Origin of the sequence: Streptomyces sp. NPDC058457, assembly GCF_042720695.1 — a bacterium.
GTDB lineage: Bacteria > Actinomycetota > Actinomycetes > Streptomycetales > Streptomycetaceae > Streptomyces.
Window position 1 is genome coordinate 46982 of sequence record NZ_JBHXLU010000037.1, and the last position, 16441, is coordinate 63422.

A 16441-nucleotide genomic window follows, 5' to 3' on the forward strand; every position below is an offset into this window, starting at 1 on the left:
GCGCACCCTGGCGAACCGTGGCGAATAGTCGCCCGGCAACCGGCACGGGGCTACTGTCAACTCAGCCGAGAACCTGGGGGCTTGACGTGACCGGAGAACCCAACACCCGCCTCTCGGACCTGTTCGGCCTGGCCGGCTGGTCCAAGGGCGAACTCGCGAGGCTGGTCAACCGGCAGGCGGCGGCCATGGGCCACCCCCAGCTGGCGACCGACACCTCCCGGGTGCGGCGGTGGATCGACACGGGAGAGATCCCGCGCGATCCGGTGCCGCGGGTGCTGGCGGCTCTGTTCACCGAGCGTCTCGGCCGTGTCGTGACCATCGAGGACCTCGGTCTGGTACGGCACGGGCGTACGGGAAAACGGCCGGACGACGGGAACGTGGAACATCCCGACGGCATGCCGTGGGCGCCCGAACGAACCGCCGCGGTCCTCACCGAATTCACGGGAATGGACCTCATGCTCAACCGACGCGGCTTGGTGGGCGCGGGTGCCGCGCTCACCGCGGGATCCGTACTCAGCAGCGCCATGTACGAGTGGCTGCACACCGACCCCACACTCAAGGCCGACGCCCCCGTCCTCGACGACCCTCTGCACGCCGACCCCGCTGGGTTCGACCGCTACGAGGCCGCCCCCATCGGGTCCGAGGAGATCGAGGAACTGGAGCGCTCCGTCGAGGTGTTCCGCGCCTGGGACGCGGCCCGCGGCGGCGGTCTCCAGCGCAAGGCCGTGGTGGGACAGCTCAACGAGGTGGGCGGCATGCTCGCCTACCGCCACCCCGAGCATCTCCAGCGGCGCCTGTGGGGCGTCGCCGCCAACCTCGCCGTCCTCGCGGGCTGGATGTCGCACGACGTCGGCCTGGAGCCCACGGCCCAGAAGTACTTCGTCATCGCCGCCCACGCGGCCCGTGAGGGCGGCGACCGGCCGCGTGCCGGGGAGGCGCTCTCCAGAGCGGCTCGCCAGATGGTGCACCTCGGCCGGCCCGACGACGCACTCGACCTGATGAAGCTCGCCAAGTCCGGCTCGGGCGACGAGGTGCTGCCGCGCACCCGGGCGATGCTCTACACCATCGAGGCCTGGGCACAGGCGTCGATGGGCAAGGGCCAGGCGATGCGCCGCACCCTCGGCCAGGCGGAGGACCTCTTCGTCTCCGACCGGGGCGACGTGCCGCCGCCGAGCTGGATGCAGATGTTCAGGGAAGAGGACCTGTACGGCATGCAGGCCCTCGCCTACCGCACGCTGGCCGAGCACGACCCGGCCGCGGCCGCGCACGCCCAGCACTACGCGGAGAAGGCCCTGGCCCTGCGGATCGACGGCCGGCAGCGGTCGAAGATCTTCGACTTCCTCTCCATGGCCTCCGCCTGCTTCATCGCGGACGACCCCGAGCAGGCGGACCGGTACGCCCGGCTGGCCCTGATGTCGATGGGATCCAACTCCTCCCACCGCACCTGGGACCGGCTGCGCCAGATGTACCGGCTCACCGCCGAGTACGCCGGCTACCCGAAGATCCAGGAACTGCGGGAGGAGATCAAGCTGGCCCTGCCCAAGGCCAGGAGCAAGGGGAACAGCAACAGCGCCCAGGCATAGGGAGCCTGTGCGCTCGACACGAGCCGGCTGATCTCTTCCTGCACGAGCCGGCTGGTCTCCTACTCACCCACCTCGGCTACTCACTCACCTTGGCGACGAGTACGCAGGCCTCGTCCTCGCGCTCGCTCTCGCCGAACTCCTCGACGACGGCCCTGACACAGTCCTGGGCGGTGCGTGCCGCCCCGAACCGGGGGGCCAGGCCGAGGAGCGCGTCCAGAGAGTCCGTTCCGCTGTGCCCGGGCACCACTCCGTCGGTGTGCAGCAGGAGCAGATCGCCCGGTTCCAGGGTCACTTCGGCCTGCCCGTAACCGGCTCCCGAGGTGACACCGAGCAGCACGCCGTCCGGCGCGCTGAGCGCACGCCCCGTCCCGCCGCGGAACAGCAGCGGGGCGGGGTGTCCTGCCTGCGCCCAGGTCAGGGTGCGGGTGCCGGGCCGGTAGCGGCAGCAGACGGCGCTGCCCAGCGCGGGTTGCACGGTGGCGTCGAGTAACTGGTTGAGCAGGGACATGAGCTGCCCCGGCTGGGTGCCGGCCATGGCCATCCCGCGTACGGCGCCCAGCAGCATCGTCATGCCGGAGGCGACTAAGACGCCGTGCCCGGTGAGGTCGCCGACGCTCAGCAGGGTGTCGCCGTCGGACAGCTCCAGCGCGTCGTACCAGTCGCCGCCCAGCAGGGTACTGGCCCCGGACGGCAGGTGGTGGGCGGCGACTTCGAGCGTGCCCGGCCCCCGGTGCGGGAGCCGCAGCGCGCCGCGCCCCGACGGCAGCACGGCCTCCTGGAGTTCGACGGCGAGCCGTTGTTCGGTCTCGGCCTGCCGCCGGTGGTGCTGCATCGTGTCCCGGGTCTCGCGCACCGTCCGCTGGCTGCGCCGCAGTTCGCTGACGTCCCGCAGCACGGCCCACATCGAGGCGGTGCTGCCGCTGCCGTCGAGCACCGGCTCGCCCATCATGTGGACGGTCCGGACGTTCCCGTCGGGTCGCAGGACGCGGAACTCGCCGTCGATGGGCCGGGCGTCGACCAGGCAGTCGGTGACCATCGAGGTCAGCCGGGACCGGTCCTCGTCCAGCACCAGAGAGGGCAGTTCGTCGAGGGTGAGTGCGGGCGCGGCCGGGTCGAGGCCGAGGATCCGGTAGAGCTCGCCGGACCAACTGGCCTCGTCCGTCAGGAGGTTCCACTCCGCGCTGCCGACCCGGCTGAGCAGTGAGCCCGGGGCGGGCGAGGAGTGGCGGGCGGGCGCCGCCGTCACCCCGGCCGGCAGAGGTGCCGGGCCGTCCCGCAGCTGGGCCAGGTGCTCGTCCAGGTCGTTGAGCTGATGGAGCGCCAGGTCGTACAGGGCGCGCTGCCAGCGCTCCTCGGGGTGCGAACCGGTGTTCTGGGTGTCCCGCCGTACCGCGTCCACGTCGCCCTTGAGTCGCCGTGTCTGCGATATCAACGCCTCGACCGAGCCGCGCCCGGGCGGCTGGGCGGCGGGGCGGTCCGCGGAGACATGGGACGGCATGACGCACTCCGATGCGGGGACTGTACGGCCAAGGCGGGCGGTGGGACCGGTTACGACTGTTGCACAGCCTGCGACGCCCTGTAAGGGATTTGGCAACACACGATACGGTGGTGCTTCTGGCATATGTCAGAGTCTTCATGGGCTGGTCGACCCCCATGAAAGGCGTACGCGACCGGGTGGTGCAAGTCGTAGTCGGCCTACGTGACTTGGCGGACTTCGAGGGTTCTCCGTGTCGCGCTCGGGCGATTGTTCGACGCCTCTGTGTTCACAGTGTCGCGGTCTCGGCCAACCGCGGCAACTCTGTCCGGATTTCGCGTCATGCGAGGCGCCCTCCCGGAGTCCTACAGGCATGGACATCACTTTCGAGCAACCCGCCCGCGCTCGGCTGATCACCGCCGAGGACGAGGAGGTCCCGGTGCCCGCCACGCTCCGGTACACCTCCGGTGATCCACTGGCCGTCTTCGTCGACTTCCCGGCCGAGGTCACCCTCGGCGGTGAGGAGGTCACGTGGACCTTTGCCCGCTCGCTCCTCGACCAGGGGCTCACGGCCCCGGCCGGGCGCGGGGACGTCCACATCTGGCCCTGCGGCCCGGGCCGGACGGCCGTGGAGTTCCACTCGCCGCACGGCCTCGCCCTGCTCCAGTTCGACACCCAGGCGCTGTTCCGGTTCCTGCAGCGCACCCACGAGGTGGTGGCCCCGGGGCACGAGGACCTCGAAGCGGTCGTGGAGCGGGGCCTGAGCACGCTGTTCGGAGGCGTGTGAGGCGCCTGAGGCGCTACCGACCCGTACTTTGACTTTTGTTCACTCCCGCCTCACCGATCCGGTCCGTACCCTGCCGACCGCCTCGTGCAGCCTTGCGCGCGGTGCGCCGCCCGGGCGCACCGGTGACGAGGACGGGGCGAATGACACCGATCAGCCGACGAGGCTTCGTGGGACTGGGCGCTTCCGTGGCGGCGGGCATGGCGGTCGGCGCCGCCGGCCCACGGACCGCGGCCGCGGCCCAGAGCACGGCGACCGGCACGATCTCGGACGTCGAGCACGTGGTGATCCTCATGCAGGAGAACCGCAGCTTCGACCACTACTTCGGACGCCTCAAGGGCGTCCGCGGCTTCGCGGACCGCAGCGGCATCACCCTGAGCGGCGGCCATCCGGTCTTCGACCAGCCGAACGGCTCCGGCCGCCAGTACCCGTGGAAGCTCAGCGCCACCCCCGACGCGGGCGGCAAGGACGGCGAGACGCTCGCCCAGTGCAACGGCGACCTCCCGCACTCCTGGTCCTCCCAGCACTCCGCGTGGAACAAGGGCCGCCTCGACAACTGGGTCGCGGGCGTCGGCAGCGTCCGCTCCCTCGGCTACCTGGACCGCTCCGACATCCCCTTCCACTACGCGCTCGCCGACAACTACACGATCTGCGATGCCTACTTCTGCTCCACCCTCAGCGCCACCGGCCCCAACCGCACCTACCTGTGGAGCGGCAAGGTCGACTCCGCCAGCTACGACGGCGGTGACGAGTCCGGCCTGACCTGGCAGAACTACGCCGAGGCCCTGCAGAACGCCGGAGTGACCTGGAAGGTCTACCAGAACGCCCAGGACAACTACGGGGACAACGGCTGCGCCTACTTCAAGAACTTCGCGAACGCCAAGGCGGGCAACCCCCTCCACGACCGGGGCATGTCCTCCGTCCCGGCGGTGACCGGCTCCACCCCCGACGACATCGCCGCCGCCATCAAAGCCGACGTGCTCGCGGGCACCCTCCCGCAGGTCTCCTGGGTGGTCGCCAACCAGGCCTTCTCCGAGCACCCCTACGCCCCGCCCGGCGACGGCGCCCACTTCGTCAACCTGGTCTACCAGGCCCTCGCCGCCGACGCGGACGTCTTCGACTCGACCGTCCTGTTCCTCAACTACGACGAGAACGACGGCTACTTCGACCACGTACCGCCCCCGGCCCCGCCCGCCGGCACGGCCGGTGAGTTCCTGAACGGCGTGCCGTACGGCTTCGGGTTCCGGGTCCCGATGATCGTCATCTCGCCCTGGACACGGGGCGGTTGGGTCTCCTCAGAGGTCTTCGAGCACACCTCGGTACTGCGCTTCCTCGAGACCTGGACCGCCGCCCTCGGCAAGCCCGCGAACTGCCCCAACATCAGCGCCTGGCGACGCGGTGTGAGCGGCGACCTGACCGGCGTCTTCGACTTCGCCAACCCGGTCCACGGGGCCGTCTCCCTGCCCGCGACCGGCGTCATCGGCTACTCCACCTGCGGCCCGCTGCCCAACCCGGTGCCCACCACCAACGCCCTGCCCGCCCAGGAGTCCGGCACCCGCCCGGCCCGCGCGCTGCCCTACCAGCCGGGCGGCTACCTGGACCACCTGGAGTTCGGGACGGCCGGCACGATCCGCGCCTGGTTCACCATGGCCAACCAGGGCACCCCGGCGACCCGGGCGGCCCACTTCTCCATCCACCCGAACGCCTACCGGGACACCACGCCCTGGCAGTACACGGTCGCCGCCGGGGGCACCGCCTCCGACTACTTCGACATCGGCACCGGAAACGGCGCCGGCAAGTACGACCTGACCATGACCGGCCCCAACCGCTTCCTGCGCCGCTTCCAGGGCGACGCCACCCAGGCCGGCAAGTCCGCCGAGGTGAGCACCCGCTACGCCGTGGAGCCCGGCTCCGGCAAGCTCGCCATCTGGTTCAAGATGGCCAACTCGGGCTCGTCGTCGGTGAAGTTCACCATCACCTCGAACAACTACCGCACCGACGGCCCCTGGACGTACCAGGTCGCCGCCGGATCCTCCACCGAGGACTACTTCAACGCCGTCGCGTACCAGGGCGGCTGGTACGACTTCACCATCACGGTGGACTCCGACGCGACCTGGTCGCGCCGGTTCACCGGCCATCTGGAGACGGGCGCCGCGAGCGTCAGCGGCTGAGGTCCGCGTACAGGTCCGGGCGCGGGGCGAGCCCGACGGTCGTACGGCCGCCGCTCTCCAGCGCCCGGACCCCGGCCTCCGCGACCACGGAGGAGGCGTAGCCGTCCCAGGCGCTCGGTCCGGTGACCCGGCCCTGCCGGGTGGCGTCCACCCAGGTCTGCACCTCGCGGTCGTAGGCGTCGGCGAACCGCACCAGGTAGTCCTGGGCCACCTCCTCGCGGGCGCCGCCGGCCGAGGTGACCAGCATGGTGTGGTCCTCGCCGATCCGGGCGCTGCCCTGCTCGCAGACGGCCTCGCAGCGCACCTGGTAGCCGAAGCCGCAGTTGACGAAGACCTCGACGTCGACGAGGGCGCCCCCGTCGGTCTCGAAGAGGACCAGCTGCGGGTCGAGCAGTTCCTCGGGGGCGTCCGAGGAGGGCCGCGGCCGCAGCACGGTCACCGCGGTCAGCTCCTGGCCGAGCAGCCAGCGGGCCGCGTCGATCTCGTGCGACACCGAGCTGTCGATCAGCATGGCGCTGGTGAAGCCGGGGGGCGAGGACACGTTGCGGTGGATGCAGTGCAGCATCAGCGGGCGGCCCAGACGGCCCCCGTCCAACAGGGATTTCAGGCGCCGGTACTCGGTGTCGTAGCGGCGCATGAACCCGATCTGCGCCAGCCTGCGCCCGAGCCCGGCCTCGGCCTCCACGACCCGCAGCGCACCGGTGGAGTCCGGCACCATGGGCTTCTCGCACAGCACCGGGAGCCCGCGCCCGAAGGCCGCGAGCAGCGGCTCCTCGTGCGCCGGGCCGGGGGAGGCGATCAGCACCGCGTCGACACCCGGCGCGTCCAGGGCGGCCAGCGGATCCGCGTGCACGGTGACGTCGTCCAGCCCGGCCACCGCCTCCTTGGCACGGTCGAGGTCGGGGTCGGCGACCGCCGCCACCCTCGCGCCGCTCACCACCTGGTCGAGTCGGCGTATGTGGTCGGCTCCCATGTGTCCGGCACCCAGAACCGCGACGCCCAGCAACTCAGCCACGCCCACACACTCCCTCTCGGCCGACGATCACGGTCCAGAGCCTACGTCGGCCGGGGGAGGGGCTCGTCAGTAGCGCAGCACGCCGGCGATGCCGTTCTCGTCGCCCAGGGTGCCGTCCGGGACGAAGCGGACGTCGGCGCCGGTCTCCAGGCACTGCTCGACGATCTCGTCCACGATGTCGTCGCGCGCGTCGAGGTCACCACTCGCGGCCGGGACCAGGTGGTCGCCGTCGTCGCGGACCGTGGTGCGGTAGTTCTCCTCGACGGCGAGCAGCCGCACGCGGCCCTCGCGGGCGTTCTGCCAGACCTCGTCGACACCGGCCGCGAACGTCTTGTGACCGCGCGCGGATTCGAGCTCCCGGGACACCGACGCGGTGCTCCGACGGGACTCCGCCTTCAGGAGCGGGGTGATCGCCTGCCACACGGTCTCCGGTCCGGCGTGCGAGAGACCGCCGTGCCGCACGGGGATGCTGTGCCTGGCGACGTTGCCGAGCTCCTCCCACAGGGAGAGGGCGGCCTGTTCGCCGGTGACGTAGAGCGGCCTCGGCTCTTCGCGCAGCAGCGAGGCCATCGCGGTGTTGGCGTCGCGCAGGAAGTGCTTGGTGCCCTCGTCGCGGAAGGTGCTGGGCGTGTCGCCTATCTGTTCCTGGCGCTCGGCGTCGAAGTTCACCGGTGGGCGGGTCATCGGGAAACCGCCGGACCGGCTCTCGGTGACCCGGTCGATCCCGCCGTTCCACAGCGTGATGCGGTCGGCCGAGATCGACAGCACCCAGAACGGCCGCTCGGCGGCGTGCGCCGAGACCAGGTTGCGTGTCAGGAAGGTGTCCGAGAGCACCACGCGCTCGGGCACGCTGCGGGCCAGCGACCACACCTGGTGCTCACCCGGCGCGGCGAAGATCACCAGACCGTCCTCGGTGTAGGTCAGGTCGACCTCGGCGAGAGCCTGTTCGAGCTGCCTGACGACGTCGGAGCGGCGGTCCCGGGTGACCGCGGGATCGGACTCCAGCTGCTTCTTCGCCTCGGCCACGACATTGCGCAGCCGGACGGAATCCTGGGCGTTGTCGGGCTCACGACGGTGTGTCGGCGTCAGCACGGAGACGGCGGGATAGGGGCGCGGGCGGCGCAGCTCGGCAAGGGTCGAAGGACTGAGTGCGTGCTCCATATCAGCACCATAGGACCGATTCGCCATTGCGGCATTTGGGGTAATTCCGCAGGGGTGTCAGGACCTGGGTGCGCTGTAACCGTCTTGAGGCCCGCGGGCCGGTGACGGGGGGCGGGACGGCCGGTTACCGTACCCGGCAGTAACCGGATCACGCCCCAGGAGGCCCCCATGCCGCAGTTCGAAGTCGACGGAGCGGCACTGACGTACGACGACGAGGGCCCCCGTGACGGCGGTGCCGCGCCCCTGGTGTTCATCCACGGCTGGACCGCGAACCGGCACCGCTGGGACCATCAGATGGCGCACTTCGCCGGGCGTCGCCGGGTGATCCGGCTCGACCTGCGCGGCCACGGCGAGAGCACCGGGGCCGGGGTGAAGACCGTCGCCGAGCTGGCCCAGGACGTGGTCGCCCTCCTCGACCACCTTGAGGTGGACCGCTTCGTACCCGTCGGCCACTCCATGGGCGGCATGATCTCCCAGACCCTCGCGCTGGCCCACCCCGAGCGGGTCGAGCGCATGGTCCTGGTCGACTCCATCGGCCGGATGACGTACAGCCGCGGACGCGGACTGCTGATGGCGGCCTCGACCCTGGTGCCGTTCAAGCTGTTCGTCGCCGCCAACATCCAGCGCGCCTTCGCCCCCGGCTACCCGCGCGAGCAGATCCGGGAGTACGTCCGCGCGTCCGCGGACACCCCGCGTGAGGTCGTCATGACGCTGTACGGCGCGATGCGGGCCTTCGACGTCCTGGACCGGGTCGGCGAGATCACCGCGCCCACCCTGATCGTGCACGGCTACCACGACATCCAGCTGCCGGTGCGGCAGATGCTGCGGATGGCCAAGGCCTACCCGGACGCGGAGGTCCGGATCATCGACGCGGGCCACGAGCTCCCGGTGGAGCGGCCGGCCGAGCTGACGGTGACGCTGGACCGGTTCCTGACACCGGCCGCGTAGCGCGAGCCCCCGACAGCACCAGGTGACCGGCGCCCGGCGAAAGCCGCGGCGCCGACCCGTTTGGGGAACTTTTTGCGCTTGGCCGGTTCCGGGCGGACGGGGCCAGAAGTGGGGCGGGTTCGCGGCCCTCGCGTGGGCAAAACACGTCCGAAATCGGGGGTGGGGTACTCCGTTCGTGTTACGGCCAGGTTGACCGACCGGGATCCCGGGCGCACGCTCGTTATATAGGTGCTGAATACAAGTGGTTCGCTCGGGCAATTGCCTGCGCCGCGGAACCGCAGGTGGCGCGCATGGCCCGGCTGACCGGCAGCAGGAGGTAGCGCATGTGTGGCATCACCGGCTGGGTCTCCTTCGACCGTGACCTCACCACCGAGACGCGCGCATTGGATGCAATGACGGAGACCATGGCCTGCCGCGGTCCCGACGACCGGGGCACCTGGAGCGAGGGGCCCGCCGCCCTGGGGCACCGCCGGCTCGCGATCATCGACCTGCCCGGCGGCCGTCAGCCGATGACCGTCCGCACCCCGGACGGCACCGTCGCGATGGTCTACTCCGGGGAGGCCTACAACTTCACCGAGCTGCGCCGCGAACTCGCCGCCCGGGGCCACGAGTTCGCCACCGACTCGGACACCGAGGTCGTGCTCCGCGGCTATGTGGAGTGGGGCGACACCGTCGCCGAGCGGCTCAACGGCATGTACGCCTTCGCCGTCTGGGACGGCCGGCACGACAAGCTCGTGATGATCCGCGACCGCATGGGCATCAAGCCCTTCTACCTGTACCCGACCCCGGACGGCGTCCTGTTCGGGTCCGAGCCCAAGGCGATCCTGGCCAACCCGCTGGTCCGCCCCCGGGTCGGCCTGGACGGGCTGCGCGAGCTCTTCACCATGGTCAAGACCCCTGGGCACGCCGTCTGGGAGGGCATGCGCGAGGTGGAGCCCGGCACCGTCGTCACCGTCGACCGCGACGGCCTGCGCACCCGGGCCTACTGGCGCCTGGAGACCCGCCCGCACCCCGACGACCGCGACACCACCGTCGCCACCGTCCGCGAACTCCTCGACGACATCGTGCGCCGCCAACTGGTCGCCGACGTGCCCCGCTGCACCCTGCTCTCCGGCGGTCTCGACTCCTCCGCCATGACCGCCCTCGCCGCCCGGCAGCTCGCCGTGCACGGCGAGAAGGTCCGCAGCTTCGCCGTCGACTTCGTCGGCCGGACCGACAACTTCGTCGCCGACGAGCTCCGCTCCACCCCCGACACGCCCTTCGTGCACGACGTGGCCCGGCTCGCCCGCACCGACCACCAGGACATCGTCCTCGACGTGGCCAGCCTCGCCGACCCCGCGGTCCGCGAGCGGGTGATCCGGGCCCGCGACCTGCCGGCCGGGTTCGGCGACATGGACACCTCGCTCCTGCTGCTGTTCCGGGCCGTCCGCGACCAGTCCACCGTCGCCCTGTCCGGGGAGTCCGCCGACGAGGTGTTCGGCGGCTACCTGCAGTTCTTCGACGAGGGTGCCCGCACCGCCGACACCTTCCCCTGGCTCTTCCAGTTCGCCCGGCACTTCGGCGACGACTCCGACGTCCTGCGCGCGGACCTCGCGAAGTCCCTGGACCTGGAGCACTACGTCGCCGACGCCTACCACTCCGCCGTCACCGGCATCCAGCGCCTCGACGGCGAGAGCGACTTCGAGTACCGCATGCGCCGCATGAGCCATCTGCACCTCACCCGCTTCGTCCGCGCCCTGCTCGACCGCAAGGACCGGATGAGCATGGCCGTCGGCCTGGAGGTCCGGGTGCCGTTCTGCGACCACCGGCTCGTCGAGTACGTCTACAACGCGCCCTGGTCCCTCAAGTCCTTCGACGGCCGCGAGAAGACCCTGCTGCGCGAGGCCACCCGGGACGTCCTCCCGCAGTCCGTGTACGACCGGGTCAAGAGCCCGTACCCGTCCACCCAGGATCCGGAGTACGGCCGTGCCCTCCAGGACCAGGTCAAGGACCTGCTGGCGCGGCCCGACCACCGGGTGTTCGACCTCGTCGACCGCGAGAAGGCGGACCGGGCTGCCCACCGGAGCGAACTGAGCACCCAGGCCGACCGGCGCGGCCTGGAACGCACCCTCGACCTGGCCCAGTGGCTCGACCTCTACGACCCGGAGCTCACCCTCACCTGAGCCTCAGCCCGACGAGTCGGTGACGGCGCCGCCGTCACCGTCCGCCGGGCAGGAGCTGCCGTCGGCAGGCAGCGTGCCGTACAGCAGGAAGTCGTCGACCTTGGCGCGCACACACCTGGACGACGTGTACCCGGTGTGGCCGTCGCCCCTGTTGTCCAGCACCACGGCCGACGGACCCAGCCGTTTCGCCGTCTTGACCGTCCAGCTGTACGGCGTCGCCGGGTCACCACGAGTGCCCACAAGGAGCATCCGTGCCGAAGACACGTCCTTCACCTCGTCGCGGATGAAGTCCGTGCCGCGCGGCCGGCCGTAGCAGAGCAGGACCTGTGTCAGCCGGAACCGGCCGAACACCGGGGACGCCTGCTCGTAGGCCTTGCGCAGCCGGGCGACGTCCGCGGTGAGCTGCCGGGCGCTCGGCCGGTCCGGGTCGTCGGCGCAGTTGATCGCCATCAGTGCGGCCGACAGGTTGTCCACGGGGATGTCCGAGCTGTTCACCAGCCCGCCGTTGTGCCCCCGCCCGACCGGCAGCGCGGCGCCGCCGGACGCGAAGTTCTGCACCCCCCGGGTGTCCCCGTCGTCGACCAGTGAGGACAGCGCCCGCTCCAGCTTCGTCCACAGCTCCTTGCCGTACAGCCCCTGCCCGATGGCGTCCACCAGATCCTGACCGGTGAACGGGCCGCCGAAGTCGGAGGGCACCGGGTCCTCGTCCAGGGAGCGCACCAGCTTCAGGACCGCCTCGCCGGCCTTGCGCCGGTCCTGCCCGAACGGGCACCCCAGGTCGGTGGCGCACCAGTCCAGGAAGTCGTCCAGCGCCGTCTGCTGCCCACGGGCACCGGCCACCCCCTGCTCGGCCAGCGACTCGGTCAGCGTGTCCACACCGTCCAGCGCCATCCGGCCCACGTTGTGCGGGAACTGCGCCGCGTACACCGCGCCGAGCTTGGTGCCGTAGGAGAAGCCCAGGTAGTTCAGCTTCCGGTCGCCGAGCGCCTGGCGGATGACGTCCAGGTCCCGGGCGGCGTTCACGGTGCCTATGTGGGGCAGCACGGGCCCGGAGTTCCTGGTGCAGCGCACCGTCAGCTGCTTCAGCGCCTTCATCAGGGCCTGCGGATGCGCGGCGTCGGGGGGCTCGTCGGCGTCGGCGCCGTCCGAGGACTGGCCCGGGCCGTCACCGCAGCTCACGGGGGAGGAGCGGCCGACCCCGCGCGGGTCGAAGCCGACCACGTCGTAGCCGTTGGTCAGGCTCATGAACTCCTTGCCGTCCTGTCCGAGCTGACTGACACCCGAGCCGCCGGGACCGCCGAAGTTGAGCAGCACCGAGCCCTGCGACTTCCCGGTCGCCCGGTAGCGGGACAGCGCCAGATCGAGGGTGCCCTTTGCGGGGCGCGCGTAGTCGAGGGGAACGGTGACCTTGGCGCACTGCATGTCCTTGGGCAGCTCGCCGTCCTTGCAGGCCGTCCACCGGACCTTCTGCCGGTAGAACCGGGTCAGGTCCGGTTGCCTGTCACCCGCCGCTGCCGCCGTCGTCGCGACCTCGGTGGCGGGCAGCCCGGAGCCCAGCAGGGCCAGCGCTACGGCACCGGCGCCGGCGCAGCGCCGCAGGACGGGCCGGGTACGGGGCACGGCAGGCATCGAGGGCCTCCAGAGACGCTCCGTGGCGGACCGGGTACAGGGCTTTCGCTCACCATAAGCGCGCTCCGCGGGGCCCGCCTCCCGGCGGGCGGGGCGAGCCTGGGCGCCGTATTCTCCGCGCGATCATCCCGTTTCGATGCCCTTGCATACTTTTGCTGACGGTTCGACATCAGTGTCACTCGATGGGGTGAAAGGTGGATAAGCCATAACTCACATGGTTCGTATGCGTTTTAACCGTTGCGGGCGAGCGCCCGCAATCATGTCTGGAAGGCAGGGAACCTATGAAACGGGTTACCCGAAACGGTGTGATCGCCGTCGCTGCCGCCTCCGGTGCGATGGCCGTGGCGGTTCCGGCCTGGGCCGACGCGGGCGCGGACGGAATCGCGGCCGGTTCGCCCGGGGTGATCTCCGGCAACGGTATCCAGTTGCCGGTGCACGTCCCGGTGAACGTGTGCGGGAACACCGTGAACGTGGTCGGGCTCTTGAACCCGGCGGCCGGCAACACCTGCGTGAACAAGGGCGGCGACGCCGGGCACGGCGCTCCCGGCGGCTCGGCCACGTCCGGTGGCGCGTCCGCGCAGGGCGCCGAGAAGGACTCGCCCGGGGTGATCTCCGGCAACGGCATCCAGTTGCCGGTGGACGTCCCGGTGAACGTGTGCGGGAACACCGTGAACGTGGTCGGGCTCTTGAACCCGGCGGCCGGCAACACCTGCGTGAACACCTCCGGCGACCACCCGAGCCCGCCGAAGCCGCCCACTCAGGAGCCGCCCATCCAGGAGCCGCCCACCGTCAAGCCGCCGACCGAGCCCCCCGCTCCCGAGCCGCCGACCAAGGCGCCGCCGAAGACCCACGAGGTACCCAAGACGCACCACCCCGCCGCGCCGCCGGCCGAGGCCACCCTCGCCCACACCGGCACGGACCTCACCGGCGCCGCCGTGGCGGGCAGCGCGGCGCTGCTGCTCGCCGGGACCGCCCTGCACCGGCGCTTCCGCCCGGGCCGCACGCGCTGACCGGCCGACGTGTTACCAGGGCCGGTTGACGCCCCGCGCATCGGCAGGCCCCACCGGACCCGACCGGTGGGGCCTGCGCCGTGCACGTGCCCGGCGGCCCCCGCGCCGGACGGTCGCCCCGTGCACCGGCACGCCTCGCCGAGCACGCCGCCGCCGACCAGGTCGCTTGTGGGGTGCGTCGCTCGGCGTGCGCGTCGCTTGTGGGGTGCGTCGCTCGGCCTGTACGTCGCTCGTGGTGCACGTCAACGGCTTGATCCCGTCGTGGCACGGCGCCCGGTGATCGGGAAGGATGCTGCGGGCGCGCGGCGCCGGTCGCCGCGCGGTCGGACCCCGCTACGGAATGGAGCGCATCGATGACCTCTCCGGCCCCCCAGGACCTCGTCGTCACCCGGGCCACCCCCGACGACTGGCCGGTGATCGTCGGTTGGGCGGCGGACGAGGGCTGGAATCCCGGGCTCTGCGACACCACCGCCTTCTTCGCCCAGGACCCCGACGGCTTCTTCGTCGGCCGGGTCGACGGCGAACCGGTGTCGGCCATCTCCGTCGTCAACTACGGCGCCGACTACGCCTTCCTCGGCTGGTATCTGGTCCGCCCCGACCTGCGCGGCCAGGGCCACGGCTTCACCACCTGGAAGACCGCGCTCGCGCACGCCGGCAACCGCACCGTCGGCCTGGACGGCGTGGTGGCCCAGCAGGACAACTACCGCCAGTCCGGCTTCGAACTCGCCCACCGCACCGCCCGGTTCGTGGGCGCGGCCCCCGCCGCCGAGACCCCGGCCGGCGTCCGGCCGGCCCGCGCCGCCGACCTGGCCGCCGTCACGGCGTACGACAGCGCCTGCTGCCCGGCCGACCGGCCGCGCTTCGTGGCCGCCTGGCTGACCGGCCCCGGGCACAAGGCGCTCGTCCGCCACGACGGCGACCGCCTCACCGGCTACGGCGTGCTCCGCCCCGGCCGCGACACCCTGCGCATCGGCCCGCTCTTCGCCGACACCGCCGAGGACGCCCGCGCCCTGTTCACCGCCCTCACCGCCGAGGCGGCGGGCAGCCAGGTCGCCATCGACGTACCCGAGACCAGCACGGCCGGCGTCGCCCTCGCCGAGGCGGCCGGCTTCACCCCCTCGTTCGAGACCGCCCGCATGTACACGGGCCCGGTCCGCGACCACGCCCGCGAGCGGGTCTTCGGAGTCACGACGCTCGAACTGGGCTGACCGTCACCCCGGGCGGTCGGCGGACCACGGTAATTCTGTTGCCGCCCTCGCGTCCGGATGGTGGAGTGCCCGGATGGATCATCAAACCGTGCTCGCCCTGTACGACCGCGACATGCGTGAAGGCGCCCGGCCCGACGGGCCCGGCGCCCGGATCGAGCGCGTGGGTGCGGTGGTGCGCCAGGTGGCGGACGCCAAGGGATGGAACGGCGTTCTCTGGTCGGACCTCGACGAGGCGACCGCGGATCGTGCGATCGCCGAGCAGGTCGACTTCTTCGCCGCCCGCGGGCGCGAGTTCGAGTGGAAGCTCTACGGCCACGACCAGCCGTCGGACCTGGGTGACCGGCTGACCGCGGCCGGGTTCACGCCGGAGCCGGAGGAGACGCTGATGGTCGGGGAGATCGCCCGGCTGAGCCTCGACGCCGGGCTGCCGGACGGCGTACGGGTGGTGCCCGTCACGGACCGGGCCGGCGTCGAACTCGTCGTGGACGTACACGAGAAGGCCTTCGGCACGGACGGCTCGCGGCTGCGCCACCGGTTGCTGACGGGACTCGCCGAGCAGCCGGACAGCGTGGTCGCGTTGGTCGCGCTCGCCGGGGACGAGCCGGTCAGCGCCGCCCGGATCGAACTGGTACCGGGGGCGCGGTTCGCCGGACTGTGGGGCGGAGGCACGGTGGAAGGGTGGCGCGGGCGTGGTGTGTACCGTGCCCTGGTCGCCCACCGGGCCCGTGTCGCCGCCGCTCACGGTTGCCGGTACCTCCAAGTGGACGCATTGCCGATGAGCCGGCCCATCCTCGAGCGGCTGGGCTTCCATGCCCTGACCACGACCACGCCGTACCTGTCTCCGCTCTGAACGGGCCGGCAGGCCAGCTGCCGCCGGGCGGTGTGCCCGCGCGGCGGGGCCGCACCACTCGGTGCGGTCCCGCCGCCCGCGAGGCGCGCTCCGGTCACCGGCGTGCCTTGGTGCGGTCCAGTGCCGCGATCCCCACCGCAGCCAGTGCGATCTGGATGAACCACTCGATCCAGTCGGGTCCCTTGGTGTCGGCCACGCCGAAGCCCGCCGCGATCGCCGAACCCAGCAGGGCCGCCACGATGCCGACGACGACGGTCCACAGGACACCGACGTGCTGGCGGCCGGGGACGACCAGGCGCCCCAGCACACCGATGATGAGTCCGATGACGATGGCGCTGATGATGCCCGAGATCTCCATGTCCGCCCCTCTTCGTCTGTACCCCGCTGCTGTCCAATCTGCCCGCTCAGTCCGGAGGCAGTCCCGTCCGGTTGTTACAGCGGTTTTC

13 protein-coding genes are annotated in these 16441 nt (G+C 71.6%); 8 read left to right on the plus strand and 5 right to left on the minus strand.

Annotated features, from left to right (window positions below; genetic code table 11):
- Nucleotides 1-86 precede the first annotated feature (86 nt).
- Complete coding sequence (locus tag ACFWPS_RS27000) at nucleotides 87-1583, plus strand: hypothetical protein (protein ID WP_383708894.1); 1497 nt, start codon at nucleotides 87-89, stop codon at nucleotides 1581-1583.
- Nucleotides 1584-1659: 76 nt separating this feature from the next.
- Here the strand turns inward: ACFWPS_RS27000 and ACFWPS_RS27005 are convergent, their stop codons facing one another.
- On the minus strand, nucleotides 1660-3081 hold the full coding sequence (locus tag ACFWPS_RS27005) for a PP2C family protein-serine/threonine phosphatase (protein WP_383708896.1): 1422 nt from the start codon (nucleotides 3079-3081) through the stop codon (nucleotides 1660-1662).
- A 349-nt stretch (nucleotides 3082-3430) separates the two neighbouring features.
- Here ACFWPS_RS27005 and ACFWPS_RS27010 point away from each other — a divergent pair, with 349 nt between their 5' ends.
- Both ACFWPS_RS27010 and ACFWPS_RS27015 read left to right on the plus strand, forming a co-directional pair.
- Entirely contained in the window at nucleotides 3431-3844 is a 414-nt protein-coding gene (locus ACFWPS_RS27010; RefSeq protein WP_383708898.1) for an SsgA family sporulation/cell division regulator, read from the plus strand.
- 140 nt (nucleotides 3845-3984) lie between these two features.
- Nucleotides 3985-6012 (plus strand): phosphocholine-specific phospholipase C, encoded by a 2028-nt coding sequence (locus ACFWPS_RS27015; protein WP_383708900.1) that lies wholly within the window; start codon nucleotides 3985-3987, stop codon nucleotides 6010-6012.
- On the opposite strand, the gene ACFWPS_RS27020 is transcribed toward ACFWPS_RS27015, so the two are convergent.
- The gene (locus ACFWPS_RS27020) at nucleotides 6002-7027 is read right to left on the minus strand and encodes a Gfo/Idh/MocA family protein (RefSeq protein WP_383708902.1); all 1026 of its coding nucleotides are present in this window, start codon (nucleotides 7025-7027) and stop codon (nucleotides 6002-6004) included. The genes ACFWPS_RS27015 and ACFWPS_RS27020 overlap by 11 nt on opposite strands.
- 66 nt (nucleotides 7028-7093) lie before the next feature.
- The gene (locus tag ACFWPS_RS27025) at nucleotides 7094-8188 is read right to left on the minus strand and encodes a chemotaxis protein (protein ID WP_383708904.1); all 1095 of its coding nucleotides are present in this window, start codon (nucleotides 8186-8188) and stop codon (nucleotides 7094-7096) included.
- Between the two features lie 168 nt (nucleotides 8189-8356).
- Between ACFWPS_RS27025 and ACFWPS_RS27030 the strand changes: the two genes are divergently transcribed.
- Together ACFWPS_RS27030 and asnB are read left to right on the plus strand one after the other, a co-directional pair.
- On the plus strand, nucleotides 8357-9136 hold the full coding sequence (locus ACFWPS_RS27030) for an alpha/beta fold hydrolase (protein WP_383708905.1): 780 nt from the start codon (nucleotides 8357-8359) through the stop codon (nucleotides 9134-9136).
- 323 nt (nucleotides 9137-9459) lie between these two features.
- Nucleotides 9460-11298, plus strand: coding sequence for an asparagine synthase (glutamine-hydrolyzing) (gene asnB, locus ACFWPS_RS27035; protein ID WP_383708908.1), 1839 nt, complete (start codon nucleotides 9460-9462; stop codon nucleotides 11296-11298).
- Nucleotides 11299-11301: 3 nt separating this feature from the next.
- Here asnB and ACFWPS_RS27040 read toward each other — a convergent pair whose 3' ends face one another.
- Nucleotides 11302-12927 carry an alpha/beta hydrolase gene (locus ACFWPS_RS27040; protein ID WP_383708910.1) on the minus strand — a complete coding sequence of 542 codons (1626 nt, stop codon included), beginning with the start codon at nucleotides 12925-12927 and terminating at the stop codon, nucleotides 11302-11304.
- 281 nt (nucleotides 12928-13208) lie between these two features.
- Here ACFWPS_RS27040 and ACFWPS_RS27045 point away from each other — a divergent pair, with 281 nt between their 5' ends.
- The 3 genes from ACFWPS_RS27045 to ACFWPS_RS27055 all read left to right on the plus strand — a co-directional run bounded on the left by ACFWPS_RS27045 (nucleotide 13209) and on the right by ACFWPS_RS27055 (nucleotide 15995).
- Nucleotides 13209-13937 (plus strand): chaplin, encoded by a 729-nt coding sequence (locus ACFWPS_RS27045; RefSeq protein ID WP_383708912.1) that lies wholly within the window; start codon nucleotides 13209-13211, stop codon nucleotides 13935-13937.
- 353 nt (nucleotides 13938-14290) lie between these two features.
- Complete coding sequence (locus ACFWPS_RS27050) at nucleotides 14291-15145, plus strand: GNAT family N-acetyltransferase (protein ID WP_383708914.1); 855 nt, start codon at nucleotides 14291-14293, stop codon at nucleotides 15143-15145.
- Between the two features lie 73 nt (nucleotides 15146-15218).
- A complete protein-coding gene (locus ACFWPS_RS27055) occupies nucleotides 15219-15995 on the plus strand; it encodes a GNAT family N-acetyltransferase (protein ID WP_383708916.1) in 777 nt (258 codons plus the stop codon).
- Between the two features lie 94 nt (nucleotides 15996-16089).
- Here the strand turns inward: ACFWPS_RS27055 and ACFWPS_RS27060 are convergent, their stop codons facing one another.
- Nucleotides 16090-16353: a GlsB/YeaQ/YmgE family stress response membrane protein gene (locus ACFWPS_RS27060; RefSeq protein ID WP_383708918.1), complete on the minus strand. Its 264-nt coding sequence runs from the start codon at nucleotides 16351-16353 to the stop codon at nucleotides 16090-16092.
- Nucleotides 16354-16441: the final 88 nt, after the last annotated feature.

Coding starts and splice junctions, on each gene's coding strand:
- asnB (WP_383708908.1), top strand. CDS start 9,460: ATGTGTGGCATCACCGGCTGGGTCTCCTTCGACCGTGACCTCACCACC.
- ACFWPS_RS27060 (WP_383708918.1), bottom strand. CDS start 16,353: ATGGAGATCTCGGGCATCATCAGCGCCATCGTCATCGGACTCATCATC.
- ACFWPS_RS27045 (WP_383708912.1), top strand. CDS start 13,209: ATGAAACGGGTTACCCGAAACGGTGTGATCGCCGTCGCTGCCGCCTCC.
- ACFWPS_RS27050 (WP_383708914.1), top strand. CDS start 14,291: ATGACCTCTCCGGCCCCCCAGGACCTCGTCGTCACCCGGGCCACCCCC.
- ACFWPS_RS27030 (WP_383708905.1), top strand. CDS start 8,357: ATGCCGCAGTTCGAAGTCGACGGAGCGGCACTGACGTACGACGACGAG.
- ACFWPS_RS27010 (WP_383708898.1), top strand. CDS start 3,431: ATGGACATCACTTTCGAGCAACCCGCCCGCGCTCGGCTGATCACCGCC.
- ACFWPS_RS27040 (WP_383708910.1), bottom strand. CDS start 12,927: ATGCCTGCCGTGCCCCGTACCCGGCCCGTCCTGCGGCGCTGCGCCGGC.
- ACFWPS_RS27025 (WP_383708904.1), bottom strand. CDS start 8,188: ATGGAGCACGCACTCAGTCCTTCGACCCTTGCCGAGCTGCGCCGCCCG.
- ACFWPS_RS27015 (WP_383708900.1), top strand. CDS start 3,985: ATGACACCGATCAGCCGACGAGGCTTCGTGGGACTGGGCGCTTCCGTG.
- ACFWPS_RS27055 (WP_383708916.1), top strand. CDS start 15,219: ATGGATCATCAAACCGTGCTCGCCCTGTACGACCGCGACATGCGTGAA.
- ACFWPS_RS27005 (WP_383708896.1), bottom strand. CDS start 3,081: ATGCCGTCCCATGTCTCCGCGGACCGCCCCGCCGCCCAGCCGCCCGGG.